This window comes from Bradyrhizobium sp. WCU1, assembly GCF_053474805.1.
On record NZ_CM130280.1, the window covers coordinates 5,591,377 to 5,612,062 of the forward strand.

The window sequence follows — 20,686 nt, forward strand, 5'->3', positions numbered from 1 at the left end:
GACAACAAAAAATGCAGTGCACAATCTCCGGGAGGGATTCATGCGGGTCACCAAGGCTGCGCGTCGGCGTGTTGCGACACGTCGGCATCGCCGATAGGCGCCGGCTCATCGCGCTGCGAAAGGGATCGCCGTGCTCGCCGTCGAAGGCCTGGTCAAGCGGTTTGGCGGCTTTCGAGCCGTCAACAACGTGTCGTTCCGCGTCGAGCAGGGCGAGATCCTCGGCCTGATCGGCCCGAACGGTTCGGGCAAGAGCACGATCTTCAACATGCTGTCGGGCACCTTGCCGCCGACCTCGGGCTCGATCCTGTTCGACGGCCGCGAGATCGCGGGGCTCGCGCCGCACCGGATCATCGTCGGCGGCATCGGCCGTACCTTCCAGATCCCGCGGCCGTTCCATCGCCTCAGCATTTTCGAGAATGTCGCGCTCGCCGGCTTCTACGGCCAGGGCCGCCACAGCCGCAGCAAGGCGGAGGCGGCGGCCGAGCGGGCGCTTGCGATGGTCGGCCTGCCGACCGATCGGCACAGCAGCGTCGAGGGTCTGGGCGCCGCCGGCCTGAAGAAGCTCGAGCTGGCAAAGGCGCTCGCCACTGGGCCGAAACTCCTGCTCGCCGACGAAAGTCTCGGCGGGCTCGACGAGGCCGAGATGGACCAGGCTGCCGACATGCTGCGCCGGATCCGCGACGAGCTCGGCATCACCATCATCTGGGTCGAGCACATCATGGGCGTGTTGATGCGCGTGGTCGACCGCGTCATGGTGCTCGATCACGGCGAGAAGATCGCCGAAGGCCTGCCGGCCGACATCGCCGGCGATGCCCGCGTGATCGAGGTCTATCTCGGCACCGATGCGGATGCGAGCCTTGCGGCGGCGGCCGCGGCGCAGGCGCGCCGCCGGATCGGGGCGTGAGCCGCATGCTGGAGCTGAAATCGATCGATGCGGGCTATGGCAGCTTCCAGGCTTTGTTCGACGTCAACCTTGACGTCAGGGCGGGCGAGGCGGTCGGCGTGATCGGCCCGAACGGCGCCGGCAAGACCACCCTGATGCGCGTGATCTCCGGCCTGATCCGCCCGGTCAGGGGCTCCATCACGATGCAGGGCACCGACGTCGTCGCGACGCCTGCGCATCGCATCGTCAGTCTCGGCATCGCGCATGTGCCTGAAAATCGCCGGCTGTTTCCGCGGCTCACGGTGGCCGACAATCTGAAGATGGGCGCCTACATGCAAGGCGCCCGCGCGCATTACGCCGAGCGGCTCGACTTCGTGTTCGAGCTGTTCCCGCGCCTCAAGGAGCGCCTGCAGCAGATGGCCGGCACCATGTCGGGCGGCGAGCAGCAGATGTGCGCGATCGGCCGCGCGCTGATGTCGAACCCGAAACTGCTGCTGCTCGACGAGCCGTCGGCCGGCCTCGCGCCGGTCGTGGTGCAGCAGGTGTTCGAGCTGGTCAAGCGCATCCGCGCCGCAGGGCTGACGGTGTTGATCGTCGAGCAGAACGTGCAGCAGGTGCTGCGCGTGGTCGACCGCGCCTATCTGCTGGAGGCCGGCACGATCCGCGCCGCCGGCACGGCGGCGGAACTCGCGGCAAGTGACACCATCAAGCAGGCGTATTTGGGGGTGTAGGACGTGCTGACAATATCGGAAAGTGTTGCGGCATCGGCGGTTCACCTCTCCCCCTGTGGGAGAGGTCGGATCGCATCGCCAGATGCGATCCGGGTGAGGGGGCACGCTCTCTCGTGGGACCTGTTGCCCTCACCCGGCGCTCCGCGCCGACCTCTCCCCGACGGGGAGAGGTAAGAGAGAGGCAGCCATGCAATCCTTCCTCGACATCTTCGACATCTACCTGCTGGAGGCCGTCATCAACGGCATTCTGCTCGGCGGCGTGCTGGCGCTGCTCGCGCTCGGGCTCAACCTCATCTTCGGCGTCATCGACGTCACCTGGATCTGCTATGCGGAGCTCGTGATGATCGGGATGTACGGCATGTACTATCTCGTACAGGTGTTCCATCTGCCATACTGGGCCGCCGCGCCGCTCGTCATCCTCTTGGTGGCGTTGCTCGGCGCCGCGCTGCATTTCCTCGTCATTGCGCCCTTGCTGACCGCGCCGCCGATCAACCAGCTGCTCGCCACCGGCGGCGTGCTGTTCATCCTGCAAAGCTTTGCCACCGTCGCCTTCGGCATCGACTTCAAGAATCTCGGCATCCGCCTGCCGGTGCTGGCGCTCGGCGAGATGAATTTCAGCTACGCCCGGCTGCTGTCGTTTGCCGCGGCGCTGGCCGGCATGATCGGCGTCTATCTGTTCCTGACCCGCACCTTCACCGGCACCGCGATCCGCGCCATCGCACAGGACCGTCAGATCATGCCACTGATGGGCGTCGATCCCAAGCGCATCTATCTCGTCACCTCGGCGATCGGCGGCGGGCTCGCCGGCCTCGCGGCCTGCCTTCTGGTGCTGCAATACGACGTGCATCCGTTCGTCGGCCTGTCGTTCGGGCCGATCACCTTCCTGATCTGCGTGCTCGGCGGCCTCGGCAATTTCATCGGCGGGTTCGTCGCCGCCTTCGTGTTCGCCGAGATCATCTCGCTCGGCGGCCTGTTCTCCGATCTCGAATGGGGCTACGTGCTGGCCTTCGCCTTCTTCATCGTCATGATGTTCATCCGGCCTGCGGGCCTGCTCGCGAGGCGCTCGTGAGCAGGCAGGCTGCCGGCTGGATCATTGCACTCCTCGTGCTCGTCGCGCTGCCCTTCGTGCACCGCGATCCCTATCATTTGCATCTCCTGGTGCTGATCCTGATCTGGTCGTTCGCCTACACCTCGTGGTCGATCATGGGCCGCTTCGGCCTGGTCTCGCTCGGCCATGGCGGCTTCATGGGGATCGGCGCCTATGTCACCGCGTTGCTCTGGAACCATCTCGGGCTGTCGCCCTGGATCGGGATTCCCCTGAGCATGGCGACCGCGGGCGGGCTCGCGCTCGTCGTCGCCTATCCCTGCTTCCGCTTCCGCATCACGGGGCACTATTTCGTGCTGGTGACGCTCGCGCTGTCGGGCATCGTGTTGCAGGTCATCACCGCGACCCGCGATTATACCGGCGGCTCGCTCGGCTACACGCCGCAACGCGCGCCGAGCGGCAAGGGGCTGTTCGCGCTGCAATTCGACGACAAGATCACCTGGTACCTGATCGCGCTTGCGGTCTGGGCCTTCGGCCTCGTGATCTGGCGCGCGATCGACCGCAGCATGATCCGCCACGCCATGGAGGCGATCTCGGAGGATGAGGACGCGGCTGCCGCGGCCGGCGTCAATGTCACCGCCGAAAAGCTCAAGATCACGCTGATCAGCGCGCTGATGACCGCGCTTTCGGGGGCGCTGTATTGCCAGTACCAGATGTTCATCTCGCCCGACACGGTGAGCGGGATTGCGGTCTCCCTGCAGATGGTGTTCGCGGCGATCGTCGGCGGCGTCTATGTCGCGCTCGGGCCGACGGTCGGCGCCGTCATCACCATCGTGCTGGCCGAGGTGCTGCGGATCTCGTTCGGCACCAAGGCGGTCGGCTGGGACAACCTGGTCTATGGCGTCCTGCTGGTGCTGTTCATCATCTTCCTGCCCAAGGGCATTCTTGGTAGCGTGATCGACCGGATCAAATCGCCACGCAAGCCGCCGAGAGGTCATGAACAACAAACCGTCCCCATCGCTCGCCGATGAACTGAAACCCTTCGTTGCGCCGTTCCGTTTCGACGGGAGTGGCGAATTTCACCTCAAGTCGTACCCGACCGCCGAGAAGGGCGGCATCGACAAGGACGCCGGCGGCAAGATCATCGAGGCCAACCGCAAGCGGCTCAACGATTTCCAGGAGAAGCTCTACGCCCAGGACCGCTGGTCGCTGTTGCTGATCTTCCAGGGCATGGATGCCGCCGGCAAGGATTCAGCGATCAAGAGCGTGTTCGAGGGCGTCAATCCGCAGGGCTGCGAGGTCTCCTCCTTCAAGCAGCCCTCGACCCGCGAGCTCGACCACGACTACATGTGGCGCGCGATGATCGCGCTGCCGGAGCGGGGCCGCATCGGCATCTTCAATCGCTCCTATTATGAGGAGTGCCTCGTGGTGCGGGTGCATCCCGAGGTGCTGGACAAGCAGAAGATACCGAAGAAGCTGGTGACCAAGAACATCTGGCGCGAGCGCTTCGAGGACATCTCCGCGATCGAGCGCTATCTGTCGCGCAACGGCACCATGATCCTGAAGTTCTTCCTGCACGTCTCCAAGGAGGAGCAGCGCCGGCGCTTCCTCGACCGGCTCGAGGAGCCGGCCAAGTACTGGAAGTTCTCGATGGCCGACATTTCCGAGCGGCAGCTTTGGGCCAAATACCAGGCCGCCTACCAGGACATGATCCACCACACCGCGACCAGGGACGCGCCCTGGCACATCGTGCCGGCCGACCACAAATGGTTCGCCCGTGCCGTGATCGGCTCGACCATCGTGAGCGCGCTCGACCGGCTCGATCTGAAATTCCCCGTGGTCGGCAAGGCCGATCTGAGCGAGTTCAAGCACATCCGCGCGGCGCTGGAAGCCGAAGGCAAGGGCGGCGCGGCGGAGAAGAAGGCGAAGTAGGACGTGAAAAGCGGCGGCGTTTTTCTCGCGCTCGTGCCCCGCCACGTAAGGTAAGCACACTCGTCCGGCTCCCTCCCCCCTTGCGGGGTAGGGGAATCGCATATGGCGATGGAGGGGTGTTGCCAAGCGGTTGGAACTGGATTCTTTGGGTGTCTCTCGCTTCCCGAGGGAGACCAGAATGCGCCAACTCAAGCGCCTGCTTCGACCACTCAAGGACCCCCGCGCCAGCAACGTGCGGCACGATCTGGTGGAGATCATCGTCATCGCCTTGGCGGCGACACTGGCCGGCGCCAAGACCTGCACCGAGTTCGAGTTCTTCGGCAAAGGCCGAGAGGAGCTGTTGCAGCGGTTCCTGGAGCTCAGATCCGGCATCCCCAGCCACGATACGTTCAGCAACGTCTTCCGTGCTCTGGACCCGAAGGGGTTGGAAGCGATTTTGCGCAAGCTCAGCAAGGGCTTCGGCATCAAGGGCGTGGTCAGCATCGACGGCAAGGCGTTGCGCGGCGCCTTCATGCGTGGGCGGCAATCCACACCGCTGCATATGGTCAATGTCTGGGCGGCAGGCACACGCATGGCGCTGGCTCAAAGGAAGGCCCCCAATCGCAACGAGGTTGCCGGCGTTCTCGAAGTCCTCGCCTCGCTCGATCTGGACGGCGCTCTTGTCACTGCCGACGCCTTGCATTGCCGGCCCGATGTCGCGCAAGCCATCCGCGACCGGAAGGGCCACTACGTTCTGGCCATCAAGAGCAATCGCGGCCGGCTCTTCAAGGCCGCCAAGGCGTTGCTCGACACCGCCCGACGGCCTGCGCGAGCAAGCCAGCGAAGAACCGCCGCCCACGATCGCATCGAGCGCCGGCAAGCCATCATCGTGCCGGCACCGCAATTGGCGAAGCAACATGGCTTCCCCGCTATCGTCGCGGTCGGCCGCATCGACAGCTGGCGCGCAACTGCCGGCAAGCCTGCCAAGCGGACGGCCCGATACTTTCTGGCTTCGCGGCGGCTGCCAGCCAAGAAGCTGCTCGACGTCGTCCGCGCCCACTGGAGCATCGAGAACAACCTGCACTGGGTTCTCGACGTTCTGTTCGACGAGGACGCTTGCCGCAGCCGCAAGGACCACGCCCCGGAGAACCTTGCCGTCATCCGCAAGCTCGCCATCAACGCCCTGCAAGCCACGCCAGGTCCAGCGCGAACCAGCCACAAAATGCTCCAGGCAAGATGGAGCAACGACTTCCTTCTCACCGTCCTGGCCCATATGCGATAGCCCTACCTTGCGGGGGAGGGTGGGGAGAGGGGTGGCCCCGGGCGAGATCATCGAGGCGAAGTGTTGCCTTTGCAATCTTGATCGCGTCGTCGAAAGACAAATCGAGAGAGTCCCCGTGTGGTACCCCTCTCCCTAACCCTACCCCGCAAGGGGGGAGGGAACCCTTCTGCTGTTGCGTCCCTTACTCGCCCCACGCTAGCCCTTGCGCGAGGGCATCCAGGCGGACAAGAGGTAAAAGCCGATCGCCACGATCAGGAGATAGCGGAAGCCGAGCAGGGTCGAGCACGACTCGGCGAGGCCGCCGATCACGGAGCCCGCGATGTTGGATCCGAACGCCTGGTCGGGATTGGCCTCGTCGCGGAAGGTGCGGGCGAAGATCACGCCGGCGAAGAACATCGGGCCGAGCGCCAGCGCGCACGGGATCACGTAGCGCCAGACAATGCCGCCGCTCAGGAAGGTGTCGAGCGGCACCAGCACCGAGACCGCGAGCAGCAGCAGCAGCCCGGCATAGTGCCGCACCAGCCGGGTGGACGGCACCTTGATCACATACAGATTGGCGGCGAGGATCAGCAGCAGCGCGGTGAAGAACACCGCCGAGTTGACCAGCCAGGTGCTGCCGAACAGCAGTGCCATCTGCACCACCGCCTTGGTCTCGAGCAGCATGAAGGCCGCGCCGAGGAAGAACATCCGGTTGTTCGGCCGCCAGGCGCCCTTCGGCTTGAACAGATAGACGAGGCCGAGCCCGAGCACGCCGAGCAGGATCATCGAGCGAACGGTGAGGTCGGGGATCAGCCGCCCGCTGACATAGAGGAACGGCCAGTCGTCGCTGGTCGATTGCCTGGCGCCTTCATTGTCGACCACCAATTTCGCCGGCGCCAGCGGCACCCAGTCGCCGCGCTGCGTGGTTGCCTTGTCTTTGGCTTTCTCCTGCGGCTTGTCGAAACCGTCGACCGCGAGGTTCTCCGGCGGAATGCTGTTCAGCCAGAACTTGCCGCGGTCGCGGAACGCGGTGGAGATGCGGGGATTGCAGCCCGCGATGATGGTGGTGAAGCCGACCGCTTCCGATGACGTCAGGGTTTCCTTGTAGGGCAGCGGCAGCACCAGCGGATCGCAGCCGAACACCTGCTTGGCCATCTCGGCGACGCGCTGCACGATCCAGCCCTGGCGGTAGTAGTTGTACATCACGAAGATGCCGTCCTGCTTCAGCACACGGCGGACGTCCTGGAACGCCTGTTCGGTGAACAGGTAGCTTTCGAGACGGATGTTGGCATAACCGCTGTGCAGGATCAGCGAGTCGACCAGCGCATACACCACGAGATCGTATTTGCGTTCGGTGGTGCGCAGGAAATGCCGGCCGTCGTCGAGATGCGGCACCACCCGCGGGTCCTGATAGGGCTTGTCGGGATGGTTGTGGATGCCGATGTCCTGGATCGCGGGATCGATCTCGACCGCATCGACGCGCTCCACGCCGAAGCGCAAGGCGTGCGCCAGGTCGTTGCCGGAGCCGGCGCCGATGATCATGACGTCCTTGAACGGCGCGCCGCCGCTGTGCTGCTGCAGCAAATGGATCAGCGAATAGGACGAGCCGCGTTCGCTGAACGGCATCATTTCCTGATGGCCGATGCTGTTGACGGTGATTTCGCCGCTCTTCTTGTTGAGGTCGACGGCGTAGTAAGGCGACCAGCGGATGTCATGGTTGCCGGAACGATCGGTGTAGAATCCGGTAAATCCGACCACGAAGATGATCGTCACGAGGCGCAGCAGCGACAGCGCCTTGTCCTGATAGAGCAGATAGGCGATGCCGGCGCAGCTGATGCCGAACCAGACCACCGGCGGCGCCTGTGCGAACGACAGCAGCGAGAACCCCACGATGCCCGCCAGGCTGCCGCCGATATTGAGCGAATAGCCGGCGACGCGGTTCGGGTAGGCATCGAAGGCGCGGCCGAGCGTCTGGCCGAGGCCGACGAACATCAGCGCGATCAGCACGAAGAACAGCCCGGCGATCGCCTCGATCGGCACCACGAATTTGGCGAGATCCGGGTTGCGATATTCGGTGCCGAAGAACACCTCCTGCGGCGAGGCCTGATGGCCGACGTCGACTGCGAACTCGCCCCACTGGAAATACAGCACCATGATCGTGGCCACGGCGGCGAAGGTCACGAGCGCGAGCCCCGGAAACAGCGCAAGCCAGTTGGTGGTCCGCCGCGCGGCAAGGCAGCCGCAGGACATGCCAAGGAAGGCCGCCAGCAGCACGATATTGGTGAAGAATTGCAGGAAGACGACCTTGGCCGAGAACCAGCGGATGCAGGCCAGCTCGAGGAACAGGATCAGGAAGCCGACGAGGAAGAGATTGAAGCCGGCTTGTCGCTGATTGGGCCCTTCGGCCACGTTCGTCGCGGGCATGATCGCTATATCTCCTTAACCAAACAGGTCGCGCCCTAACATCCGGCCGCCGCCGGCACCCTAAAGGCAACCCGTTGAGCAAAGATTGACTTCGGCGGCCGCGCACGCGCGATGGTTGTCGCCGGTCGAGATCATGCCTGATGTCATGGTGTAGGAAGGGTTTTCGCGGTGCGCGTCCCGGCGCACGTGTGACTACGCCGCTCAGCGTGTTCAGTCTGCCTGCGAACGTGAGGTGAGCACCCTCGGCGGCTCCCTCCCCCCTTGCGGGGGAGGGTGGGGAGAGGGGTGAGCCCCGGGCGAAGGTCATCGAGGCGAAGCGTTGCGTCTGCAATCTTGATCGTGCGTCGTTGCAAAAAGTCGAGAGAGTCTCCGTGTGGCCACCCCTCTCCCTAACCCTCCCCCGCAAGGTAGGGCTATCGCATATGGGCCAGGACGGTGAGAAGGAAGTCGTTGCTCCATCTTGCCTGGAGCATTTTGTGGCTGGTTCGCGCTGGACCTGGCGTGGCTTGCAGGGCGTTGATGGCGAGCTTGCGGATGACGGCAAGGTTCTCCGGGGCGTGGTCCTTGCGGCTGCGGCAAGCGTCCTCGTCGAACAGAACGTCGAGAACCCAGTGCAGGTTGTTCTCGATGCTCCAGTGGGCGCGGACGACGTCGAGCAGCTTCTTGGCTGGCAGCCGCCGCGAAGCCAGAAAGTATCGGGCCGTCCGCTTGGCAGGCTTGCCGGCAGTTGCGCGCCAGCTGTCGATGCGGCCGACCGCGACGATAGCGGGGAAGCCATGTTGCTTCGCCAATTGCGGTGCCGGCACGATGATGGCTTGCCGGCGCTCGATGCGATCGTGGGCGGCGGTTCTTCGCTGGCTTGCTCGCGCAGGCCGTCGGGCGGTGTCGAGCAACGCCTTGGCGGCCTTGAAGAGCCGGCCGCGATTGCTCTTGATGGCCAGAACGTAGTGGCCCTTCCGGTCGCGGATGGCTTGCGCGACATCGGGCCGGCAATGCAAGGCGTCGGCAGTGACAAGAGCGCCGTCCAGATCGAGCGAGGCGAGGACTTCGAGAACGCCGGCAACCTCGTTGCGATTGGGGGCCTTCCTTTGAGCCAGCGCCATGCGTGTGCCTGCCGCCCAGACATTGACCATATGCAGCGGTGTGGATTGCCGCCCACGCATGAAGGCGCCGCGCAACGCCTTGCCGTCGATGCTGACCACGCCCTTGATGCCGAAGCCCTTGCTGAGCTTGCGCAAAATCGCTTCCAACCCCTTCGGGTCCAGAGCACGGAAGACGTTGCTGAACGTATCGTGGCTGGGGATGCCGGATCTGAGCTCCAGGAACCGCTGCAACAGCTCCTCTCGGCCTTTGCCGAAGAACTCGAACTCGGTGCAGGTCTTGGCGCCGGCCAGTGTCGCCGCCAAGGCGATGACGATGATCTCCACCAGATCGTGCCGCACGTTGCTGGCGCGGGGGTCCTTGAGTGGTCGAAGCAGGCGCTTGAGTTGGCGCATTCTGGTCTCCCTCGGGAAGCGAGAGACACCCAAAGAATCCAGTTCCAACCGCTTGGCAACACCCCTCCATCGCCATATGCGATTCCCCTACCCCGCAAGGGGGGAGGGAACCCGCCCGCTGGTGCGTCCCTTACGTGTGCATGCAACTGCGCCGGAGCGCGCCCAGCACGCTTCACGCCGCAGCTTCTCCGAACACCATCTGCCAGCCCTTGCGCGTGTCCATGTATTCGCGCACCTGCTTGATGCGGCCGACCTCGACCTCGACCACGAAGCAGTAGTCGTTGTCGTAAGTCCGGCCGCCGGGCAGCGTGGCGCGCATGCGTTCCTCGACGATGACGCTGTCGCCGTCGGCATGAACCGCGCGGAACGCGATGTCGATCTCGGAGAACGGGCGGTGCATCTCGGTCGAGATGAAGCGGGCGATCGCCTCCGCGCCGATCATGTGATCGGTGTGATCGAGCGCGATATCTCCGGGGCTGATTGATCGGTTCGATCCAGGTCGGCGCGGCGGGACGTGCTGGCCGGAATCGGACCTCATCACCGCCGGCCCCTTTGCCGGATCGCGCGACGCGCCAGTGTCCGACCATGCTTCGAGGTCTGCAATGCGGCGCGGCTGCGGCGCAACCCGCGCTATATCGCTGGCCGATGTGAGGTGAGCCCACCGGTTGGGCTCGGCTCGCCTTGCTGGGGTCCGATGCGAGGCGCTTGAATGATTTCGGAATATTAGAAATGTAGCCGTGAGTTGCCCGACGCGTCAAGTGCCTTGTCCAACGCCGGCGGCCGCCCGCTCCCCTTTGCATGGGGTTGTTTTGCGAGATTTGGCCAAGCGTGGCTGCGGCGGTCGCCCGAGGGGAGGAGAGCCCCCCGCTTTCGCGTCCCTGATGCGCCAAGCTGTCTCGCCACGTTAGGTCAATCCCCCTGACCATCTTTACCCATTGCGGCGGCTTGCCATAATCGTCTAGAACGACGGCGCAAAGCGCGTCCCGGCAACCAACCGTCAATGGTTTTGACCGAGGGTTTTGGCGCTCAACAGGGTCTGGCAATGCTGATTCGCGGCCAAATCGATGGGATTTCGGGGGAGGTGGCCCAGGCTACCGCCACGATCCCGGCCGCGCGGCCCACCCTGCTTATTGGCGGCCTGCTTCTTACCTGCCCCTGAGGGCCGGCTGGGCATCTGTGCCTGGGCACTCAGGGGTTTGTACGAGATCACCGGACCCTGATAATCGCCCAACCAATCGCTCAAGCAGCAATGACGGGCGCAAAAGCTCAAAGGAATTTCTGACATGGCCACCGCTGATAAGTCCGAAAAGGACCGCGTCATCATTTTCGACACCACCTTGCGCGACGGCGAGCAGTGCCCCGGCGCCACCATGACCTTCGAGGAGAAGCTCGAGGTCGCCGAACTGCTGGACGACATGGGCGTCGACGTCATCGAGGCCGGCTTCCCGATCACCTCGGAAGGCGACTTCCAGGCGGTCAGCGAGATCGCCCGCCGCTCCAAGAACTCGGTGATCGCGGGCCTGTCCCGCGCCCATCCGGCCGACATCGACCGCTGCGCCGAAGCCGTCAAGTTCGCCCGCCGCGGCCGCGTCCACACCGTGATCGCGACCTCGCCGCTGCATATGCGCGTGAAGTTGAACAAGACCCCCGAGCAGGTCATCGAGACCTCGGTCGCGATGGTCGCCCGCGCCCGCAACCAGATCGACGACGTCGAATGGTCGGCCGAGGACGGCACCCGCAGCGAGATGGACTATCTGTGCCGGATCGTCGAAGCCGTGATCAAGGCCGGCGCCACCACGGTGAACATCCCCGACACCGTCGGCTACACGGTGCCGGAGGAATACACCCACTTCATGCGGACGCTGATCGAGCGGGTGCCGAACTCCGACAAGGCGATCTTCTCGGTGCATTGCCACAACGACCTCGGCATGGCGGTCGCCAACTCGCTGGCCGGCATCGTCGGCGGCGCGCGGCAGGTCGAGTGCACCGTCAACGGCATCGGCGAGCGCGCCGGCAACGCCGCGCTGGAAGAGATCGTGATGGCGATCAACGTGCGCAACGACAAGTTTCCGTACTGGAACAAGATCGACACCACGCAGCTGACCCGCGCCTCCAAGGTGGTATCGGCCGCGACCTCGTTCCCGGTGCAGTACAACAAGGCGATCGTCGGCCGTAACGCCTTCGCCCATGAGAGCGGCATCCATCAGGACGGCGTGCTGAAGGACGCCTCGACCTACGAGATCATGCGGCCCGAGATGGTCGGCCTGAAGCAGTCCTCGCTGGTGCTGGGCAAGCATTCCGGCCGCCATGCCTTCATCCACAAGCTGGAGGAGATGGGCTACAAGCTTGGCGCCAACCAGCTGGAGGATGCCTTTACGCGGATGAAGGCGCTGGCCGACCGCAAGAAGGACATCTACGACGAGGACATCGAGGCGCTGGTCGACCAGGAGATGGCGGCCGCCCACGACCGCATCAAGCTGACCTCGCTGACCGTGATCGCCGGCACCCATGGCCCGCAGCGCGCGACCATGAAGCTCGACGTCGACGGCCAGATCAAGATCGAAGAGGCCGAGGGCAACGGCCCGGTCGATGCCGTCTTCAACTGCATCAAGCGCCTGGTGCCGCACGAGGCCAAGCTGGAGCTGTATCAGGTCCACGCGGTGACCGAAGGCACCGACGCGCAGGCCGAGGTCTCGGTGCGCCTGGCGCATGAAGGCCGCTCGATGACCGCGCGCGCGGCCGATCCGGACACGCTGGTCGCGTCCGCCAAGGCCTATCTCGGCGCGCTGAACAAGATCGTGATGAAGCGCCAGCGCGACGAGCCGGCGGCCGCCGCGAGCTGACGGACAGGCACGATCGGCAAGTTGAGACGCGGCGCTTCGGCGCCGCGTTTTGTTTGGAGGGATTGCAGGGCGGATTGACGAACGCAGCGGCTTCTCCAGTCGTCCACCCGCGATGATGTGACCCACGTCACGGTAGCTCAAATCCAATCGACGTAAGCCTCCGCCGCAGTCTCAAACAGGAGCAACGGCGATGGCGAATCTCAACGCAACCGAACTGAGCCTCGATCAGCTGGATGACGTCGCGGGCGGCATGAAGTGGGACCAGAATCATGTCAGCGAGAACGTGATTGACGCAAGAGGTGGATCCACCACGGCATGGGGATGGACCTTTACATATGACGCCGGCGGCAACCTCAGCGGTGTGAGCTTCACCGGCTAGGCACGCAGCCGCCTATCCGCCGTCCAGCGCGGCGAGACGATCGGCTTCCGCGATGTCTTCAACGGTGTTGGCGTTGAAGAACGGATCCAGCGGCTCGGTCGGCCATTCGACCGTTGCCAGCGGATAGCGCGCGGTCCAGCGATCGATCTTGCGCACATCCTCCTCGACCAGCGCATGGCGCAATTCGTTCCGCAGGCGCACGCTCCAGAGGCCGATCACCGGATGGGTCTGGCCGCCGGATGAGGCGACTGCGAGCTCGGCATTCTCGGCGGCGCGCGCCTGCTCCAGGCGTGCGACGAGATCGCGCGGAAGAAACGGACAGTCGCCCGCCGCGCTCAGCACCCATTTCGCATCCGGCCGGTTGGCCGCGGTCCAGTCGAGTGCGGCGAGGATGCCGGCGAGGGGACCGGGAAAATCGACGACATCGTCGGCTACGACCGGAAAGCCGAACGCGGCGAACCGCGCGGGATCGCCATTGGCGTTGATGATCAGCCCGCTGCATTGCGGCGCGAGTCGGTCGATCACCCGTTGCAGGATGGTGCGGCCCGCGATCTGGCGCATCGGCTTGTCGCCGCCGCCCATCCGCCGCGCGAGGCCGCCGGCCAGCAGCACGCCGGGAATGTCAGTCATTGTCGGTCTCGCCCTTGCGCTTGTGACGCATCGATTCCTCTTCGACATAGTCGAGGTTCTGGTCGTAGACGATCCGCTCCTGGCCGGACAGCGCGATGAAGCGCTTGCCGCGCGCGCGCCCGACCAGCGTCAATCCGACCTGCCGCGCCAGATCGACGCCCCATGCCGTGAACCCGGAGCGCGAGACCAGGATCGGGATGCCCATCCGGACCGTCTTGATCACCATCTCCGAGGTCAGCCGCCCGGTGGTGTAGAGGATCTTGTCGGCCGGATCGACATTGTGGCGGTAGATCCAGCCCGCGATCTTGTCGACGGCGTTGTGCCGGCCGACGTCCTCGGTGTAGCACACCGGCGTGCTCTCCTTGCACAGCACGCAGCCGTGGATGGCGCCCGCTTCCAGATACAGCGACGGCATCGTGTTGATGGTGTGCGTCATCCGGTAGAGCCAGGACGTTCGCAGTTCGGCCTTCGGCAGCGCGACCTTCTCGACGGCTTCGAGCAGGTCGCCGAACGCCGTTCCCTGGGCGCAGCCCGAGGTCTGCGTGCGCTTCTTCAGCTTCGCCTCGAAATTGGTGTGGTGCGCGGTGCGCACCACGACGACCTCGAGATCGTCGTCATATTCGACCTCGGTGACGACGTCGTCATATTTGAGCATGTTCTGGTTCAGCAGATATCCGAGCGCGAGGTATTCGGGATAGTCGTTGATCGTCATCATCGTGACGATCTCCTGCGCGTTGAGGTATAGCGTGAGCGGCCGCTCGACCGGCACCTTGATCTCGGTCCGCGCGCCGGTCTGGTCGACGCCGACCACGCGCTCCGTCAGCCGCGGATCGTCCGGGTCTGGAACAATGATGGGAGCGGTGGTTTTCGTGGTCACAGGTCGCAGTCCCGATGGGTTCACACGGCAATGGAGCTGGGGATATAAGCACGATCGGAGATGGACTGGCCACTTTCCGCCGCTCCGCCGGAACTGCCACTGATGGTCCGGCTTTAGAGATCACGCCGCAATTGGCGATCCGGCTTGAACACATCCTGTCGATGGCCGAGGATTGAGAGAGACGATGGCGCAGCTTTCCGACGACTGCTTCGCATTCGGCGGGCCGATGATGTCGGTCGACGAGGCCGTCGCGATCATCGCCGCGCGCGTCAAGCCGGTCGGCGAGACCGAGGCCGTTGCGCTGGTGGATGCCGACGGACGTATCCTGGCCGGCGACATTGCCGCGCCTCTGCCGCTGCCGCCATTCATGAACTCCGCCGTCGACGGTTATGCGGTATCGGGTGCGGACCTGCCGACGGATGGCGAGCGCGCATTTCCGGTCGCCGGACGCGTGCAGGCGGGTGCGCCGGCACAGCCCGCACGGCCCGGCCAGGCGGTGCGGATCTTCACTGGCGCGCCGATGCCCGGCGGCACCGATACCGTGTTCATGCAGGAGGACGTGCGGATCGACGACGCCGGCAATGTGATCCTGCCGCCCGGCCTGAAGCCCGGCGCCAATGTGCGGCCGGCCGGCGAGGACATTGCGCGCGGTGCTGTCGCGTTGGCATCGGGCCGGCGCCTGCGCCCGCAGGACATCGCCGTCGCCGCGGCGTTCGGGTTGAGCACGCTCGATGTGGTGCGAAGGCTGCGGGTCGGGGTGTTCTCCACCGGAGACGAGCTGGCCGCGCCGGGGAGTGCGCGTGCCGAAGCGCAGCTCTATGATTCCAACCGCTTCATGCTGATGGCGATGTTACGGCGGCTCGGCTGCGAGGTCGGCGATCTCGGCATCCTGCGCGACGAGCGGGCCGAACTCGCTGCGGCGCTCAAGCAGGTCGCACGCAGCTTTGACCTGATCCTGACCACCGGCGGCGTCTCGACCGGCGAAGAGGACCACGTCAAGGCCGGCATCGAGCAGGCCGGCTCGCTGGTGCTGTGGCGGATGGCGATCAAGCCGGGCCGTCCGGTGGCGATGGGCATCATCGACGGCACGCCGCTGATCGGCTTGCCCGGCAATCCCGTGGCGAGCTTCGTCACCTTTGTCCATGTAGTGCGGCCGACCGTGCTGGCGCTCTCGGGCGCGGTGCCGGCTCCGCTGCTGCCGCTGCCGATCCGCGCCGCCTTCAGCTACAAGAAGAAGAGCGGCAGGCGCGAATATGTCCGCGTTTCGCTGCGGCGGGCGGCGGATGGTGCGCTGGAGGCGACCAAGTTTCCTCGCGAAGGGGCCGGCCTGCTGTCGTCGCTGGTCGAGACGGATGGACTGGTCGAACTCGGCGAGACCGTCGTGCGGGTCGAGCCGGGCGATACCGTCGGCTTCCTCGGCTACGCCGATCTGCTGTGACGCGGTCGAGATCGCGCGGGTCGGGCGATCGCGCGATTGGAAAATCAGATCGCTCGATAGGCAAACATTAACAACGACCTGCGCGGCAACCCGACGCCGCTGGAGGCGTTCTAAATATGCTTGCCTGTGGCATGCCAGAGAATAGAGTTGGTGCAACAAGCGCGGTTTGTGCAAGAGCCAGAGGTTCCAAGGCGGGTTTCATGAGCGGAGACGACGTTCACAAGGTTCGCGCGTTCGAGCATCCCGGAGCCGGCCGAAAGCGGGCGAAAGCCACGCCCAAGGGACGCCAGGTCGACCCTGCCGCCGCGCATGAGATCGAGGCGCTGCTCTCTGACCGGCCGCGCCGGCGCGACCTCCTGATCGAGTACCTGCATCTGATCCAGGACAAGTACCATCAGATCTCGGCGGCGCATCTGGCCGCGCTCGCCGACGAGATGAAGCTGTCATTCGCCGAAGTGTTCGAGACCGCGACCTTCTACGCGCATTTCGACATCGTGAAGGAGGGCGAGCCTGACATCGCGCCGCTCACTGTGCGCGTCTGCGATTCGCTGACCTGCGCGATGCTCGGCGGCGAGCAGCTGTTGAAGGATCTTCAGTCCCGCGCCGGCCCCGGCATCCGCGTGGTGCGTGCACCGTGCGTCGGCCGCTGCGACACCGCGCCTGCTGCAGAGGTCGGCCACAACTTCGTCGATCATGCGACCGTCACCAATGTGCTCGCGGCGGCGAAGAGCGGCGATACCCATGTGCATCTGCCGCCCTACGTCGACTACGACGCCTATGTTACGGGCGGCGGATACCAACTGCTGGCGCGGCTGCGCTCAGGCGTGCTGCCGCGCGAAGACCTGCTGAAGGCGCTCGACGATGCCTCGCTGCGCGGTCTCGGCGGCGCCGGTTTCCCGACCGGCCGCAAATGGCGCGCCGTGCTCGGCGAACCCGGGCCGCGGCTGATGGCCGTCAACGGCGACGAGGGCGAGCCCGGCACCTTCAAGGACCGCTATTATCTCGAGACCGATCCGCATCGCTTCCTCGAGGGCATGCTGATCGGCGCGCACGTGGTGGAGGCGCCGGACGTCTACATCTATATCCGCGACGAATACCCGGCCTGCCGCGAGATCCTCGAGCGCGAGATCGCAAAGCTTCCGCCCGGTGGTCCGACCCTGCATCTGCGGCGCGGCGCCGGCGCCTATATCTGCGGCGAGGAATCCTCGCTGCTGGAATCGATCGAGGGCAAGCGCGGCCTGCCGCGGCACAAGCCGCCATATCCGTTCCAGGTCGGGCTGTTCGGCCTGCCGACGCTGATCAACAACATCGAGACGTTGTGGTGGGTGCGCGACATCGTCGAGAAGGGCGCCGACTGGTGGAAGAGCCACGGCCGCAACGAACGCCACGGCCTGCGCAGCTTCTCGGTGTCTGGACGCGTCAAGGATCCCGGCGTCAAGCTCGCGCCCGCCGGCATCACCTTGCGCGAACTGATCGACGAGTTCTGCGGCGGCATGGCCGACGGCCACACCTTGCAGGCCTATCTGCCGGGCGGTGCATCCGGCGGCATCCTGCCGGCCTCGATGGATGACATCCCGCTCGATTTCGGCACGCTGGAGAAATACGGCTGCTTCATCGGTTCGGCCGCCGTCGTCGTGCTCTCGCAGGCTGATGACGTCAGGGAGGCCGCGCTGAACCTGATGAAGTTCTTCGAGGATGAGAGCTGCGGGCAATGCACGCCCTGCCGCGCCGGGACCGAGAAGGCGGCGCTGCTGATGCAGCGACCGGTCTGGGACAAGGAACTGCTCGACCAGTTGAGCCAGGCGATGCGCGATGCGTCGATTTGCGGCCTCGGTCAGGCCGCCTCCAATCCGCTGACATCAGTGATCAAGTATTTTCCGGACGGCTTTCGTCCGCAGCAAGCCGCCGAATAGGCGGGCCGGGCAGGGCGAATTTCGACGAGGATTCGAATGAGCAACCATCAGAACTCCGGCCAGACGATCAAGTTCGAGCTCGACGGGCAGCAAGTCGAAGCGCGGGCCGGCGAAACCATCTGGCAGGTCGCCAAGCGTCAGGGCACCGAGATCCCGCATCTCTGCTATTCGCCCGCGCCTGATTATCGGCCGGACGGCAATTGCCGCGCCTGCATGGTCGAGATCGAGGGCGAGCGCGTGCTGGCAGCGTCTTGCAAGCGCACGCCTGCGGTCGGCATGAAGGTGAAGTCGGCGAGCCAACGCGCGGTCGCGGCGCAGAAGATGGTGATGGAGTTGCTCGTCGCCGATCAGCCGGCGCGCGAGACTTCGCACGATCCGGACTCGAAATTCTGGCACTGGGCCGAGAAGACCGGCGTCACCGAAAGCCGATTCCCGGCGGCCGAGCGTTGGCAGGCCGACACCAGCCACCCGGCGATGCGCGTCAATCTCGATGCCTGCATCCAGTGCGGGCTGTGCGTGCGGGCGTGCCGTGAGGTGCAGGTCAACGACGTGATCGGCATGGCTTATCGCAATCACGATTCGAAGATCGTGTTCGACTTCGACGATCCGATGGGCGAATCGACCTGCGTCGCCTGCGGCGAGTGCGTGCAGGCCTGTCCGACCGGCGCGCTGATGCCGGCCGTGATGCTCGACGACAAGCAGACCCGCGTCACCTGGCCCGACCGCAAGGTGGACTCGTTGTGCCCGTATTGCGGCGTCGGATGCCAGGTCACCTACGAGGTCAAGGACGAGAAGGTGATCTACGCGGAAGGCCGCGATGGGCCTGCCAATCACAACCGGCTCTGCGTCAAGGGCCGCTTCGGCTTCGACTACATCCATCACCCCAATCGCCTGACCAAGCCGCTGGTACGGCTGCCCGGCGTCAAGAAGGACGCCAACGACCAGGTCGATCCGGCCAATCCCTACACCCATTTCCGCGAAGCATCGTGGGAAGAAGCGCTCGATCTTGCCGCCGCGGGTTTGCTAAAAATCCGCGACGAGAAGGGTGCCAAGGCACTCGCCGGGTTCGGTTCGGCCAAGGGCTCCAATGAAGAGGCCTATCTGTTCCAGAAGCTGGTGCGCACCGGCTTCGGCTCCAACAATGTCGACCACTGCACGCGGCTGTGCCACGCCTCGTCGGTGGCGGCGCTGTTCGAAGGACTGAGCTCTGGCGCGGTGTCGGCGCCGTTTGCAGCCGCCGCTGATGCCGAGGTGATCTGGGTGATCGGCGCCAATCCGACCGTGAACCATCCGGTCGCCGCGACCTTCATCAAGAACGCCGCCAAGCGCGGCGCCAAGTTGTACGTGATGGACCCGCGACGGCAGACGCTGTCGCGCCATGCCACGCAGCACCTCGCCTTCAAGCCCGGCAGCGACGTCGCGATGCTGAACGCGATGATCCACACCATCATCACTGAAGGTCTCACCGACGAGCAGTACATCGCCGGCTACACCGAGGGCTATGACGACCTCAAGGCGAAAATCCAGGAGTTCACACCGGAGCGCATGGCGCCGATCTGCGGTATTCCCGCCGAGACGCTGCGCGAGGTCGCGCGCGCCTATGCCGGCGCCAAATCGTCGATCATCTTCTGGGGCATGGGCATCAGCCAGCACGTCCACGGCACCGACAATGCGCGCTGCCTGATCGCGCTGGCGCTGATCACCGGCCAGGTCGGCCGCCCCGGCACCGGGCTGCATCCGCTGCGCGGCCAGAACAACGTGCAGGGCGCCTCCGACGCCGGCCTGATCCCGATGTTCCTGCCGGACTATCAGCCGGTCGGCCGCGACGACATGCGCGGTGCCTTCGAGAGACTGTGGGGGCAGCAGCTCGATCCGGTGCGCGGGCTGACCGTCGTCGAGATCATGAACGCGATCCACGCCGGTGAAATCCACGGCATGTATGTCGAGGGCGAAAATCCAGCGATGTCCGATCCGGATCTGCAGCACGCGCGACAGGCGCTCGCCAAGCTCGATCACCTCGTCGTGCAGGACCTGTTCGTCACCGAGACCGCGTTCCACGCCGACGTCATCCTGCCGGCCTCGGCGTTCGCCGAAAAGTCCGGCTCCTTCACCAACACCGACCGCCGCGTGCAGCTGGCGCGCGAGGTGATCAAGCCGCCGGGCGATGCGCGGCAGGATCTCTGGATCATCCAGGAGATCGGCAAGCGGATGGGACTGCCCTGGAATTATGCCGGGCCAGGCGAGGTCTTCACCGAGATGGCCGAGCTGATGCCGTCGCTGAAGAACATCACCTGGGAGCGGCTGGTTCGCGAGGGCGCGGTGACCTATCCAGTCGACGATCCCGACAAGCCGGGCAACGAGATCATCTTCACGACCGGCTTCCCGACCGCAAGCGGTCGCGGCAAGATCGTGCCGGCCAAGGTGATCCCGCCGGACGAGCTGCCCGACGACGAGTATCCGATGGTGCTGTCGACCGGGCGTGTTCTCGAACATTGGCACACCGGCTCGATGACGCGTCGCGCGCAGGTGCTCGACCAGATCGAGCCCGAGGCGGTCGCGTTCATGACGCCGAAGGACATGCGCAAGAAGGGGCTCGTGCCCGGCGACTTCATTCGCCTGGAAACCCGCCGTGGCGCGGTCGAGGTCAAGGTGCGCGCCGACCGCGACGTGCCCGAGAACATGGTGTTCATGCCGTTCTGCTACGCGGAGGCGGCGGCGAACCTCTTGACCAACCCGGCGCTCGATCCGTTCGGCAAGATTCCCGAATTCAAGTTCTGCGCGGTCCGCGCCGAGAAGATCGATATCCGGACGGCGGCGGAGTAGCCATCCGGGATATGCAAGGTAAAGGGAGATCG

General features: G+C 65.1%; 16 protein-coding genes. 11 read left to right on the forward strand and 5 right to left on the reverse strand.

Annotation, left to right across the window (positions count from 1 at the left end):
• Positions 1–130: 130 nt before the first annotated feature.
• From ACTUWL_RS25815 to ACTUWL_RS25840, 6 genes are all read left to right on the forward strand, one after another.
• Complete coding sequence (locus tag ACTUWL_RS25815) at positions 131–904, forward strand: ABC transporter ATP-binding protein (protein WP_021077128.1); 774 nt, start codon at positions 131–133, stop codon at positions 902–904.
• A 5-nt stretch (positions 905–909) separates the two neighbouring features.
• Positions 910–1,614, forward strand: a complete 705-nt coding sequence (locus tag ACTUWL_RS25820; protein WP_035650238.1) for an ABC transporter ATP-binding protein — start codon at positions 910–912, stop codon at positions 1,612–1,614.
• A gap of 187 nt (positions 1,615–1,801) precedes the next feature.
• The gene (locus tag ACTUWL_RS25825; protein WP_021077126.1) at positions 1,802–2,683 is read left to right on the forward strand and encodes a branched-chain amino acid ABC transporter permease; all 882 of its coding nucleotides are present in this window, start codon (positions 1,802–1,804) and stop codon (positions 2,681–2,683) included.
• Positions 2,680–3,690 carry a branched-chain amino acid ABC transporter permease gene (locus ACTUWL_RS25830; RefSeq protein ID WP_021077125.1) on the forward strand — a complete coding sequence of 337 codons (1,011 nt, stop codon included), beginning with the start codon at positions 2,680–2,682 and terminating at the stop codon, positions 3,688–3,690. The genes ACTUWL_RS25825 and ACTUWL_RS25830 overlap by 4 nt, the downstream gene beginning before the upstream one ends.
• A complete protein-coding gene (locus ACTUWL_RS25835) occupies positions 3,656–4,591 on the forward strand; it encodes a polyphosphate kinase 2 family protein (RefSeq protein ID WP_021077124.1) in 936 nt (311 codons plus the stop codon). Before ACTUWL_RS25830 ends, ACTUWL_RS25835 begins: the two co-directional genes overlap by 35 nt.
• Positions 4,592–4,769: 178 nt before the next feature.
• Positions 4,770–5,852 (forward strand): ISAs1 family transposase, encoded by a 1,083-nt coding sequence (locus ACTUWL_RS25840; RefSeq protein WP_106940577.1) that lies wholly within the window; start codon positions 4,770–4,772, stop codon positions 5,850–5,852.
• A gap of 195 nt (positions 5,853–6,047) precedes the next feature.
• Here ACTUWL_RS25840 and ACTUWL_RS25845 read toward each other — a convergent pair whose 3' ends face one another.
• The 3 genes from ACTUWL_RS25845 to ACTUWL_RS25855 all read right to left on the reverse strand — a co-directional run bounded on the left by ACTUWL_RS25845 (position 6,048) and on the right by ACTUWL_RS25855 (position 10,289).
• Positions 6,048–8,255 carry a spermine/spermidine synthase domain-containing protein gene (locus ACTUWL_RS25845; protein ID WP_021082501.1) on the reverse strand — a complete coding sequence of 736 codons (2,208 nt, stop codon included), beginning with the start codon at positions 8,253–8,255 and terminating at the stop codon, positions 6,048–6,050.
• Between the two features lie 413 nt (positions 8,256–8,668).
• Complete coding sequence (locus ACTUWL_RS25850) at positions 8,669–9,751, reverse strand: ISAs1 family transposase (RefSeq protein WP_106940577.1); 1,083 nt, start codon at positions 9,749–9,751, stop codon at positions 8,669–8,671.
• Between the two features lie 172 nt (positions 9,752–9,923).
• On the reverse strand, positions 9,924–10,289 hold the full coding sequence (locus ACTUWL_RS25855) for a nuclear transport factor 2 family protein (protein WP_106940158.1): 366 nt from the start codon (positions 10,287–10,289) through the stop codon (positions 9,924–9,926).
• A 745-nt stretch (positions 10,290–11,034) separates the two neighbouring features.
• Between ACTUWL_RS25855 and ACTUWL_RS25860 the strand changes: the two genes are divergently transcribed.
• Together ACTUWL_RS25860 and ACTUWL_RS25865 are read left to right on the forward strand one after the other, a co-directional pair.
• A complete protein-coding gene (locus tag ACTUWL_RS25860; RefSeq protein ID WP_021078992.1) occupies positions 11,035–12,594 on the forward strand; it encodes a 2-isopropylmalate synthase in 1,560 nt (519 codons plus the stop codon).
• A gap of 190 nt (positions 12,595–12,784) precedes the next feature.
• Positions 12,785–12,973, forward strand: a complete 189-nt coding sequence (locus ACTUWL_RS25865) for a hypothetical protein (RefSeq protein ID WP_021078991.1) — start codon at positions 12,785–12,787, stop codon at positions 12,971–12,973.
• Positions 12,974–12,985: 12 nt separating this feature from the next.
• Here ACTUWL_RS25865 and mobA read toward each other — a convergent pair whose 3' ends face one another.
• Positions 12,986–13,603, reverse strand: coding sequence for a molybdenum cofactor guanylyltransferase MobA (mobA, locus tag ACTUWL_RS25870; RefSeq protein ID WP_021078990.1), 618 nt, complete (start codon positions 13,601–13,603; stop codon positions 12,986–12,988).
• Positions 13,596–14,480, reverse strand: a complete 885-nt coding sequence (locus ACTUWL_RS25875; protein ID WP_021078989.1) for a formate dehydrogenase accessory sulfurtransferase FdhD — start codon at positions 14,478–14,480, stop codon at positions 13,596–13,598. Before ACTUWL_RS25875 ends, mobA begins: the two co-directional genes overlap by 8 nt.
• A gap of 184 nt (positions 14,481–14,664) precedes the next feature.
• Between ACTUWL_RS25875 and ACTUWL_RS25880 the strand changes: the two genes are divergently transcribed.
• The 3 genes from ACTUWL_RS25880 to fdhF all read left to right on the forward strand — a co-directional run bounded on the left by ACTUWL_RS25880 (position 14,665) and on the right by fdhF (position 20,654).
• Complete coding sequence (locus ACTUWL_RS25880) at positions 14,665–15,918, forward strand: molybdopterin molybdotransferase MoeA (RefSeq protein WP_021078988.1); 1,254 nt, start codon at positions 14,665–14,667, stop codon at positions 15,916–15,918.
• Positions 15,919–16,118: 200 nt separating this feature from the next.
• Positions 16,119–17,831, forward strand: a complete 1,713-nt coding sequence (locus tag ACTUWL_RS25885; protein ID WP_021078987.1) for an NADH-ubiquinone oxidoreductase-F iron-sulfur binding region domain-containing protein — start codon at positions 16,119–16,121, stop codon at positions 17,829–17,831.
• A 36-nt stretch (positions 17,832–17,867) separates the two neighbouring features.
• Positions 17,868–20,654, forward strand: coding sequence for a formate dehydrogenase subunit alpha (gene fdhF, locus ACTUWL_RS25890; protein ID WP_021078986.1), 2,787 nt, complete (start codon positions 17,868–17,870; stop codon positions 20,652–20,654).
• The last annotated feature ends 32 nt before the right edge of the window (positions 20,655–20,686 follow it).